11 protein-coding genes are annotated in these 9532 nt (G+C 63.3%); 6 read left to right on the top strand and 5 right to left on the bottom strand.

Features of this window, described 5'->3' with window-relative positions; all coding sequences use genetic code 11:
- The 3 genes from plsY to VGO04_RS16880 all read right to left on the bottom strand — a co-directional run.
- Positions 1-555 (bottom strand): glycerol-3-phosphate 1-O-acyltransferase PlsY (gene plsY, locus VGO04_RS16890; protein ID WP_327497121.1); only part of this gene is annotated, 555 nt, incomplete at its 3' end.
- A 29-nt stretch (positions 556-584) separates the two neighbouring features.
- Complete coding sequence (locus VGO04_RS16885; RefSeq protein ID WP_327497120.1) at positions 585-1877, bottom strand: dihydroorotase; 1293 nt, start codon at positions 1875-1877, stop codon at positions 585-587.
- Positions 1874-2815: an aspartate carbamoyltransferase catalytic subunit gene (locus VGO04_RS16880; protein WP_327497119.1), complete on the bottom strand. Its 942-nt coding sequence runs from the start codon at positions 2813-2815 to the stop codon at positions 1874-1876. The genes VGO04_RS16885 and VGO04_RS16880 overlap by 4 nt, the downstream gene beginning before the upstream one ends.
- Positions 2816-2972: 157 nt before the next feature.
- Between VGO04_RS16880 and VGO04_RS16875 the strand changes: the two genes are divergently transcribed.
- Positions 2973-4625 carry an acyl-CoA dehydrogenase family protein gene (locus VGO04_RS16875; protein ID WP_327497118.1) on the top strand — a complete coding sequence of 551 codons (1653 nt, stop codon included), beginning with the start codon at positions 2973-2975 and terminating at the stop codon, positions 4623-4625.
- A gap of 27 nt (positions 4626-4652) precedes the next feature.
- On the opposite strand, the gene VGO04_RS16870 is transcribed toward VGO04_RS16875, so the two are convergent.
- Positions 4653-5588 carry an AEC family transporter gene (locus VGO04_RS16870; protein ID WP_327497117.1) on the bottom strand — a complete coding sequence of 312 codons (936 nt, stop codon included), beginning with the start codon at positions 5586-5588 and terminating at the stop codon, positions 4653-4655.
- Positions 5589-5813: 225 nt separating this feature from the next.
- On the opposite strand from VGO04_RS16870, the gene VGO04_RS16865 reads away from it, so the two are divergent.
- Positions 5814-5969, top strand: a complete 156-nt coding sequence (locus tag VGO04_RS16865; protein ID WP_327497124.1) for a hypothetical protein — start codon at positions 5814-5816, stop codon at positions 5967-5969.
- Positions 5966-6307, top strand: coding sequence for a DUF6105 family protein (locus tag VGO04_RS16860; RefSeq protein WP_327497116.1), 342 nt, complete (start codon positions 5966-5968; stop codon positions 6305-6307). The genes VGO04_RS16865 and VGO04_RS16860 overlap by 4 nt, the downstream gene beginning before the upstream one ends.
- On the opposite strand, the gene ruvX is transcribed toward VGO04_RS16860, so the two are convergent.
- Positions 6253-6738 (bottom strand): Holliday junction resolvase RuvX, encoded by a 486-nt coding sequence (gene ruvX / locus VGO04_RS16855; RefSeq protein ID WP_327497115.1) that lies wholly within the window; start codon positions 6736-6738, stop codon positions 6253-6255. The genes VGO04_RS16860 and ruvX overlap by 55 nt on opposite strands.
- Positions 6739-6819: 81 nt before the next feature.
- On the opposite strand from ruvX, the gene VGO04_RS16850 reads away from it, so the two are divergent.
- The 3 genes from VGO04_RS16850 (at position 6820) to gatA (ending at position 9453) form a co-directional block, all read left to right on the top strand.
- Positions 6820-7524: a metal-dependent hydrolase gene (locus VGO04_RS16850; protein ID WP_327497114.1), complete on the top strand. Its 705-nt coding sequence runs from the start codon at positions 6820-6822 to the stop codon at positions 7522-7524.
- Positions 7525-7632: 108 nt separating this feature from the next.
- Entirely contained in the window at positions 7633-7920 is a 288-nt protein-coding gene (gene gatC, locus VGO04_RS16845) for an Asp-tRNA(Asn)/Glu-tRNA(Gln) amidotransferase subunit GatC (protein ID WP_327497113.1), read from the top strand.
- Between the two features lie 51 nt (positions 7921-7971).
- Positions 7972-9453 (top strand): Asp-tRNA(Asn)/Glu-tRNA(Gln) amidotransferase subunit GatA, encoded by a 1482-nt coding sequence (gene gatA, locus VGO04_RS16840; protein ID WP_327497112.1) that lies wholly within the window; start codon positions 7972-7974, stop codon positions 9451-9453.
- Positions 9454-9532 lie beyond the last annotated feature (79 nt).

The following is a 9532-nucleotide window of genomic DNA, read 5'->3' as shown; positions in this document are numbered from 1 at the left end:
GCGATGCTTCACCCAGGTGATCAGGGTCATGAGCGCAAACAGCAGAGCGACTTTCTCGTGTCCTGCAAAGTAGAGTACAACCGGAATGACCGCCGTTGCAACCAGGGCCGAGAGCGACGAGTAACGGCTGATTTTCGCCATTGCGAGCCAGATCGCGGCGAAGACGAGAACCATCCAGGGCACGAGGCCGAGCAGCACGCCGATATAGGTGGCAACACCTTTGCCGCCCTTGAAACCGAGCCAGACCGGGTAGAGGTGGCCGATGAAGGCAGCAAAGCCCGCAGCAATCCCCGCTTCAACGCCCCAATAGGATGCAATGGCGGCTGCAGCCGTGCCCTTGAGCGCGTCGAGCAGCAGGGTCGCAGCGGCAAGCTTCTTGTTGCCGGTTCTGAGCACGTTGGTCGCGCCGATATTGCCCGAGCCGATCTTGCGCACGTCGCCAAGCCCGGCCATGCGGGTCAGGATCAGGCCGAACGGGATCGACCCAAGCAGATAGCCGAAGGCGAGGCTCAAAAGCGTGAAGGGCAGCCCGAGCTGCCAGGACAATAGATCCACCGGTTCCCCTCCCGCGCGACCTTCGCGGCTTATGCAGAATGCACGAGCTTGCCGGCAACATAGGTTTGTACGACCCGTCCGGTAAAGCGTGCATTTTCGAATGCGGTGTTCTTCGAGCGCGAGACGATCGCCTCCTTGTGGAGCACCCAGGGTTCGTCGAGGTCGATGACCGCGATGTCGGCCTTGGCGCCGGGCTTGAGCGTGCCGGCGTCGAGACCGAAGATTGCTGCCGGCCGCGTCGACATGGCGTCGATCAGGCGCATCAGCGGAACCTGGCCGCTATGGTGCAGGCGAAGGGCGGCGGACGCCAGCGTTTCCAGACCGATTGCGCCGTCGGCCGCGTCCGCGAAGGGCAGGCGCTTGGTGTCGACGTCCTGCGGATCGTGCGAGGAAACGATGATGTCGATCGTGCCGTCTGCGAGCGCCTCGGCCATGGCGACCCGATCGTCTTCGCCGCGCAGCGGTGGCGACAGTTTGAAGAAGCTTCGGTATTCGCCGATGTCGTTTTCGTTGAGCGCCAGATTGTTGATCGAGATGCCGCAGGTGACGTTGGCGCCGCGGGCGCGTGCCGTGCGCATGGCCTCAGCCGATTCGGGAACGGAAATCTGCGACGCGTGGTAGGCCGCCCGCGTCAGCCCGGCGATGCGCAGGTCACGTTCGAGCGGGATGATCTCGGCTTCGCGCGGGATGCCCGAGAGGCCGAGCCAGCTTGCAAGCAGGCCCTCGTGCATGACGCCGTTGGCGCCGAGATACTTGTCGCGGGTTTCGAGCGCGATGACCGCGCCGAATTCGCGGGCATAGGTCATGGCGCGGCGCAGGACCAGGGTGTCGTGGATCGGACGGCGGCCATTGGTAAAGCAGACGGCGCCTGCCTCGCGCAGCAGGCCGAACTCGGTCATTTCTTCGCCGGCAAGGCCCTTGGTGAGCGCGGCGGCCGGATGGACATTGACGAGCGCCTTGTCATGCGCGGTCTTCTTCACATATTCGACGAGCGCGATGTCGTCGATGACCGGATCGGTATCCGGCATGGCGATGAAGGTGGTGACACCGCCGGCAGCGGCCGCCCGAGAGGCGGACTCGAAGGTCTCGCGGTGCTCGCTGCCCGGTTCGCCGACGAAGACACGGGCGTCGACAAGGCCCGGCACGGCGGTGAGGCCGGCGCAGTCCTTGACGAATGCGCCATCCGGAACACCCTGGTTCTGCGCATCGGTCCCGGCTGCGAGAATGCGACCGTCGTTGCCGACGATGACGGTACCCGTCTCATCCAGATTGCGCGACGGGTCGACGATGCGAAGGTTCTTCAGAACGAGTGGTCTGGTCATAGGCGCGGCCCCTGGTTCTGCGAGAGAAGCAGCGTTTCCATCACTGCCATGCGCACGGCAACGCCCATCTCGACCTGCTGTTCGATCACGCTCTGCGGACCGTCGGCGATTTCCGAGGCGATTTCGACGCCGCGGTTCATCGGCCCGGGATGCATGACGAGCGCATCGTCCTTGGCCGCCTTCAGCTTCTCGGCATCGAGCCCGAAATAGTGGAAGTATTCGCGCACCGACGGCACGAAGGAGCCGGCCATGCGCTCGCGCTGCAGGCGCAGCATCATGACGACATCCGCATCCTTCAGGCCTTCCGCCATCGAATGGTAGACCTCGACGCCCATGTCGGCGATCCCGGAGGGGAGCAGCGTTGCCGGGGCGACCAAACGAACACGAGCGCCCATCTGGTTCAGAAGCAGGATGTTGGAGCGCGCCACGCGCGAATGCAGCACGTCGCCGCAGATTGCGACGATGATGCGCGACAGCTTGCCCTTGGCGCGACGGATCGTCAGCGCGTCGAGGAGCGCCTGGGTCGGGTGCTCGTGCTGGCCGTCGCCGGCGTTGACCACCGAGCAGGAGACCTTCTGGGCGAGGAGTGCTGCGGCACCGGCCGAGGAGTGACGCACGACAAGCACGTCCGGGTGCATGGCGTTGAGCGTCATCGCCGTGTCGATCAGCGTTTCACCCTTCTTCACCGAGGAATTGCCGACCGACATGTTCATGACATCGGCGCCAAGCCTTTTGCCGGCAAGCTCGAAGGACGACTGAGTGCGGGTCGAGGCTTCGAAGAAGAGGTTGATCTGCGTCAGGCCCCGAAGGGTGGACGTTTTCTTCTCTCTCTGACGGGAGATTTGGACGGCTTCATCGGCGCGATCGAGCAGGTAGGTGATATCCTGCTCCGTGAGCCCCTTGATGCCGAGCAGGTGGCGATGCGGGAAAGTGATCATGGGCCGCCCTTGCGCTCTGGAAATGTGGTCGCTCTATAAGACCTGCCCCCCGGCACGGCAAGGCTTGGGCGGCACCGTCCGCAGAAAACTTGCGACAGTCATCCTATCTTTTTCGCGCCCCGTTCCGTGGCCGGGAAACTTGCGCTAGAACCGGCCCATGAATCAGATGAACCGGACTGAACAGAAACTCGCCGAGCTGAACCAGCCCAAGCCCTGGTCCGGCGTCAACGCCTATCGTTCCGACCCGCTCGTGGTGGACATCACCTCAAGCATGAGCAAGGCGCTGCGCGACGAGTTCGATGTGCTCGGCCGCTACGTCACGTCGCCCGAGGCGCAGGAACTGGCGCGTATGGCGAACGAAGGTCCGCCAAAGCTGAAGACGCATGGGCCCCGCGGCGAGCGCCTCGATATCGTCGAGTTCCACCCGGCCTGGCACGCGCTGATGCGTCGGTCGATGTCGTCGGGTCTGCATGCGTCCGCCTGGGAGAACCTCCCCGATGAGCGCAGTCAGTCGCATAAGGTCCGCGCCATCCGCTTCTATCTCACGGCCCAGCTCGAATGCGGCCATCTCTGCCCGCTGACGATGACCAGCGCCTCGCTTGCGGCAATCACGGCGTCGCCTGCCGTGCAAAAGGAGTGGGCGCCGAAGATCCTGTCGCGCAAGTACGATTCGACCAATCGACCCTGGATGCAGAAGTCGGCGGTCACCGTCGGCATGGGCATGACCGAGAAGCAGGGCGGCACCGACGTGCGCGCCAACACATCGACGGCCGAGCGGGTCGGCGAGGGCATCTACCGTCTGAACGGCCACAAGTGGTTCATGTCGGCCCCTATGAGCGATGCCTTCGTCATGCTGGCGCAGACCCGCGAAGGTCTAGCCTGCTTCCTCGTGCCGCGGCTGCTCGAAGACGGCAGCGCCAATGGCCTGCGTTTCCAGCGGCTGAAGGACAAGATCGGCAACCGCTCCAACGCGTCCTCCGAGGTCGAGTTCTCCGACACGTTCGGCTTCATCCTCGGCGCGCCGGACGCCGGCATCCGCACAATCCTCGACATGGTGACGCTGACGCGGCTCGACTGCGCGCTGGCGTCTGCCGGCATGATGCGTGCCTCGCTTGCCGAAGCCGTTCATCACACCCGCGGCCGCAAGGTCTTCGGAAAGCCGCTTGCCAGCCAGCCGATGATGACGCGCGTGCTTGCCGACATGGCGCTCGATGTGGCGGCGGCAAGCGCACTTTCGTTCCGTCTGGCCGAAGCCTTCGACAAGGCGCGCAACAGTCCGGAAGACGCGGCTTACGCACGGATCATGACGCCGGTTGCCAAATACTGGGCCTGCAAGATCGCCCCGGCGCTGATCTATGAGGCGATGGAGTGCCTCGGCGGCAACGGCTATGTGGAAGAGCGCGCGCTTGCGCGCCACTACCGCGAAGCACCTGTGAATGCCATCTGGGAAGGCTCCGGCAACGTCATGGCGCTGGATGTGCTTCGCGTGCTCGCCAAGGGCAAGGATCTGTTCGAGCAGCTCTTTGTGGTTCTCGCCCGCGATCTCGGCCCGTCAGGTCGCAAGACGATCGACGTGCTGCGCGCGGCGATGTCGCTGTGCGAGCGCGACGAGGGTGCGGCGCGCATGCTGGTCGAGCAACTGGCGCTCGCTGCCGCTGCCGCAGAACTCTACCGCCTCGGTGCCGGTCGCATCGCCGACGCATTCCTCGAATCGCGCCTGGCTGCCGGTTGGCGCTCGACCTATGGCATGCTCGATTCGCGCTTCGATTCCGCCTACATCCTCGATCTTCTTTATCCTCCCGCGGCGTAAGCCGTCGGGCCGCTCCGGCGTAAGCCGTCAGGTCCCTGCGACATACGTCGTCAGGTAGAGTACGAGCGGGATCGTGAAGAACGAAACGACCGTTTGAATGGTTGCGACCGCCGCATAGAGTTCGGCGTCGCCATCCATCTGTTTGGCCAGCAGGTAACCGTTCATCGCCGTCGGCACGGCGGCGCCGAGCGCGATGACGAGAAGTGCGTCGCCGCGAATGCCGAGCAGATAGCTCCCGCTCACCATGAAGACCGGCATGATGATCAGCTTGAGGAAAACGGCGAGCAGCGCAACCGCGCTTGGTTTCAACGCATCGGACGCGCGAAGGCCCGCACCAACCATCACCAGACCGAGGCTGAGCGATGCGCCGGCCAGCATCTCGATCGTTACCATGATCGGGCCATAGATCTTCAGCCCGATCAGGTTGACGAGAATGCCGAGCACGGATGCGACGATCAGCGGGTTGGTGGCGATCTTGGCGAAGAAGCGCCTGAAGTCACGGTTGCCGCCGCCGAACCAGACCAGAACGCCGATGTTGTAGAGATTGATCGGAATGATCACCAGCGTCATCACCAGTGCCGTGAGCGTCAGCCCGATCGGGCCATAGAGCTTCTGGGCGATCGCCAGCGCCATGAAGCCGTTCCAGCGCGTCGCCGTCTGGAAGACGGAGGTGAAGGAGGCACCGGAAACCTTCCAGTTTCTGAGCGTGGGCCAGAGCATGAGCACGAAGAGAGACATCAGGCTGACGCTGCCGATGGTGGCAATCGCGGTCGCGTCGGCCTGCAGTCCGGCAAAGTCGGCCTGGGCGAGCGTCGAAAACAAGAGGGCAGGGAAGAGGATGAAGTAGCCGAACTGCTCAAGCCCCAGCCAAAGGCTCTGGTCGACGAGTGTCGAGCGCTTGAGCCAGGCGCCCAGCAGGACCAAGAGGAAGACGGGAAAGATGCTTTCGAAGACGACGGTCATGGGGGAGGCCTGCATGCGGAGAGCATATCGCTATAACAAATTCCATCGATCCGGAATGGTGTTGCGGCGCAACGGCGAAAGATCAGGCGCCGCGCACCTGGGGGCGCCGCCGCGTGGTTCGCCCCCTGTGAAAATTAACCTTAACAAATGGTTTACGTTGCGCGGGCCCCCGTGAGGGGGGAGATTGATCCGGCATTTTAATGGATTCCGGAATGGAGCGGTTCGGTGAGAACTGGTCTTTTGATCATCATGATGATGTTTTTTGCCGGACTGGCGCTAGATATCGCAATTCCCGCGATGGTTCTTGGCGCCGTCGTGCTGGCGGACCGTGCGTTTTATCCGCTCGTCTTTCGGCAGTTCTCGGAAAGGGGAGCCGCATGAAGTGGTTTCTGATCCTTTGGGGCGGACCTGTCCTTCTGCTGACGGGCTGGTATGGCCTGTCGTACTACGACATGAGCTTCGGCTTCTTCATGTTGACGCGACAGACGCATGATCTGGTCTTCCAGATCTACGGCAACGTTCTCGGCATTCCGCCGGAATCGATCCCGCCGCTCGTCGCCCGGGCAATCGTCGTCGACAGCCTCATCGTTTTTGCCATCATCGGCTATCGCAAGCGCGGCCAGATCGCTGCCTGGTATCGCCGCCGCTTCGGCGCAGCCGCCGCTCAGTCCGAGAGGCCGCCCCTTGCCAGCGACGCCAGCCTGTCGAGCGCTCCCTGAAGAATGAAGGATGCGGCGGCCGAATCGATGCGTTCGGCCCGCTTCCGGCGCGACACGTCCATCTCGATCAGGACACGCTCGGCCGCAACGGTCGAAAGGCGCTCGTCCCAGTAGACAAAGGGCAGTGACGTCTTTTGCTCCATGTTGCGCACGAAGGCGCGGGTCGCCTGACAGCGTGGTCCCTCGCTGCCGTCCATGTTGACGGGCAGGCCGATGACGAAGGCTGCGACCTTTTCTTTCGTTGCAACCGACAGCAGCGCTTCGGCGTCCACGCCGAATTTGACCCGGCGGATCACCTCGCGCGGCGTCGCGATGCGGCGACCGAGATCGGAGACCGAGAGGCCGATCGTTTTCGTGCCGAGGTCCAGGCCGGCGACCGGTTGGTTGGGCTGAAGCTGGGACGCCAGGTCTTCGATGGTGAGAATTGCCATGGGATTGTCGATTCGATCTTTGCGCAGAGGACTGTCTGTTCCATATGCTGTTGCGACGCGTAAATCATCAGGGAGAACGTCATGAAGATCAAATGGCTCGGCCACGCCGCCTTTCACATCGAGACGGCAAAGTCGAAAATCCTGATCGACCCCTTCTTCACCGGCAATCCCGCCTTCCGTGACGAGGATCGCCGGGACGCGACCGCCGGTCTCACCCACATTCTTCTGACCCATGGCCACGGCGACCACGTCGGCGACACGATCGCAATCGCCAAGGAGACAGGGGCAACCGTCGTTGCCAATGCGGACCTCTGCGCCTGGCTCGGGCGACATGGCGTCAAGGCACTGGAAATGGGAAACACCGGAGGCACCATCCATCTCGACGGCTTCTCCACCACCTTCGTCAACGCGCTGCATTCCTCGGCGCAACTCACCGAGGACGGTGTCTCCCACTCGCTCGGCAACGCCAATGGTCTGGTGCTGCATTTCGAAGACGAGCCGACGCTCTATCACATGGGCGACACGGACATCTTTTCCGACATGGCCCTGATTGACGAATTGCACCAGCCGGAGATCGGCATCGTGCCGATCGGCGATCGCTTCACCATGGGCGGCGCGGTCGCAGCGCTCGCCTGCCAGCGCTTCTTCAAGTTCGCAACCGCAATCCCCTGCCACTACGGCTCGTTCCCGATCATCGACCAGACACCGGCAACCTTCGTTGCCGGCATGGAAAGCGCGTCGACCAAAGTGGCGACACCTCACGTCGGCGGGGTCGTCGAAGTCTGACATTGCGGCGGGCCTTTGATGAATGGCCCGGTTCTCCGGCATTTCCCCCGTTGCGTGGCTCGCCGCGCGCCATTATAGCGGGGGAAGTTCCAGTTACCGGAGACGATCATGTCCGTAGACCTTGCCACCGTGAAGCGCGTCGCGCGCCTTGCCCGTATCGCCGTCAGCGAAGAAGAAGCCGAGCGGATGATGGGTGAGCTCAATGGCATCCTCGGTTTTGTCGAACAGCTCTCCGAAGTGAATGTCGACGGCGTCGAGCCGATGACCTCGGTGACGCCGATGGAGATGAAGAAGCGGACGGACAATGTCTCGGACGGCAACAAGGCTGATGATATCGTTGCCAACGCACCGAACTCGGATCGCAATTTCTTCCTCGTTCCGAAGGTGGTCGAGTAATCAGCCCGCCAGCCGCCCCGACGTTCCCGATTGCGAAAGCCCGTTTTGACCATGACCGACCTAACCAGCCTGACGATTGCCGAAGCCCGCGCGAAGCTCGCCGCCAAGGACATCACCGCCGTCGAACTGACGGACGCCTATATCGGCGCGATCGATGCCGCCAATGAGGCGATCAACGCCTACATCGCTGTCACGCCCGAAAAGGCGCGCGAGATGGCGAAAGCCTCGGATGCACGCATCGCTGCCGGCAAGGCCGGTGCGCTCGAAGGCATCCCGCTCGGCATCAAGGACCTCTTCGCCACCGAAGGCGTGCACACCCAGGCCTGCAGCCACATCCTCGACGGCTTTGCGCCGCGTTACGAATCGACCGTGACCCAGAACCTCTGGAACGACGGCGCAGTCATGCTCGGCAAGCTGAACATGGACGAATTCGCCATGGGCTCGTCGAACGAGACCTCCTACTACGGCGCGGTCAAGAACCCGTGGCGCGCCAAGGGCTCCAACCTGGATCTCGTGCCGGGCGGCTCGTCCGGTGGTTCCGCCGCAGCCGTTGCCGCGCATCTCTGCGCCGGCGCGACCGCCACCGATACCGGCGGTTCCATCCGCCAGCCTGCCGCCTTTACCGGCACCGTCGGCATCAAGCCGACCTACGGCCGCTGCTCGCGCTGGGGCACCGTCGCTTTCGCCTCGTCGCTTGACCAGGCAGGCCCGATCGCCCGTGACGTTCGCGACGCCGCAATCCTCCTGAAGTCGATGGCAAGCGTCGATGCCAAGGACACGACCTCGGTCGATCTGCCGGTGCCGGACTACGAAGCCTCGATCGGCAAGTCGATCAGGGGCATGAAGATCGGCATTCCGCGCGAGTACCGCGTCGACGGCATGCCCGAAGAAATCGAGGCGCTCTGGCAGCAGGGCATCGCCTGGCTGAAGGAAGCCGGTGCCGAGATCGTCGACATCACCCTGCCGCACACGAAATACGCGCTTCCCGCCTACTACATCGTCGCTCCGGCAGAAGCCTCGTCGAACCTCGCTCGCTACGACGGCGTACGTTACGGCCTGCGCGTTGACGGCAAGGACATCGTCGACATGTACGAAAAGACCCGTGCTGCCGGCTTCGGCCACGAGGTCAAGCGCCGCATCATGATTGGCACCTACGTGCTTTCTGCCGGCTACTACGACGCCTATTATCTGCAGGCGCAGAAGGTTCGCACGCTGATCAAGCGCGACTTCGAGCTGGCGTTCCACGCCGGCGTCGACGCCATCCTGACGCCGGCCACGCCGTCGTCCGCCTTCGGTATCGCCGACGAGGATCTCGCGGCCGATCCGGTCAAGATGTATCTCAACGACATCTTCACGGTGACGGTCAACATGGCCGGTCTTCCGGGCATCGCGGTTCCCGGCGGTCTCGACCACAAGGGTCTGCCGCTCGGCCTGCAGTTGATCGGCAAGCCGTTCGAAGAGGAAACGCTCTTCAAGACGGCGCATGTGATCGAGCAGGCGGCCGGGCGCTTCACGCCAACCAAGTGGTGGTAAGATTTGTAATGGCGGTGCCGACGAGGCGCCGCCATTTTTCGTTTCGAAGGTTGCTCTTGTCGCGGAAGGAGCCCGCGTC

The organism is Ensifer sp. (assembly GCF_035999185.1).
In the GTDB taxonomy this organism is placed as follows: Bacteria; Pseudomonadota; Alphaproteobacteria; order Rhizobiales; family Rhizobiaceae; genus Ensifer.
Note: the sequence above shows the minus strand (reverse complement) of the source record. Positions and strands in the feature narration are given on the sequence as shown.

Coding starts and splice junctions, on each gene's coding strand:
- VGO04_RS16870 (WP_327497117.1), bottom strand. CDS start 5,588: ATGACCGTCGTCTTCGAAAGCATCTTTCCCGTCTTCCTCTTGGTCCTG.
- ruvX (WP_327497115.1), bottom strand. CDS start 6,738: ATGGCAATTCTCACCATCGAAGACCTGGCGTCCCAGCTTCAGCCCAAC.
- VGO04_RS16860 (WP_327497116.1), top strand. CDS start 5,966: ATGAAGTGGTTTCTGATCCTTTGGGGCGGACCTGTCCTTCTGCTGACG.
- gatA (WP_327497112.1), top strand. CDS start 7,972: ATGACCGACCTAACCAGCCTGACGATTGCCGAAGCCCGCGCGAAGCTC.
- gatC (WP_327497113.1), top strand. CDS start 7,633: ATGTCCGTAGACCTTGCCACCGTGAAGCGCGTCGCGCGCCTTGCCCGT.
- VGO04_RS16885 (WP_327497120.1), bottom strand. CDS start 1,877: ATGACCAGACCACTCGTTCTGAAGAACCTTCGCATCGTCGACCCGTCG.
- VGO04_RS16875 (WP_327497118.1), top strand. CDS start 2,973: ATGAATCAGATGAACCGGACTGAACAGAAACTCGCCGAGCTGAACCAG.
- VGO04_RS16850 (WP_327497114.1), top strand. CDS start 6,820: ATGAAGATCAAATGGCTCGGCCACGCCGCCTTTCACATCGAGACGGCA.
- VGO04_RS16880 (WP_327497119.1), bottom strand. CDS start 2,815: ATGATCACTTTCCCGCATCGCCACCTGCTCGGCATCAAGGGGCTCACG.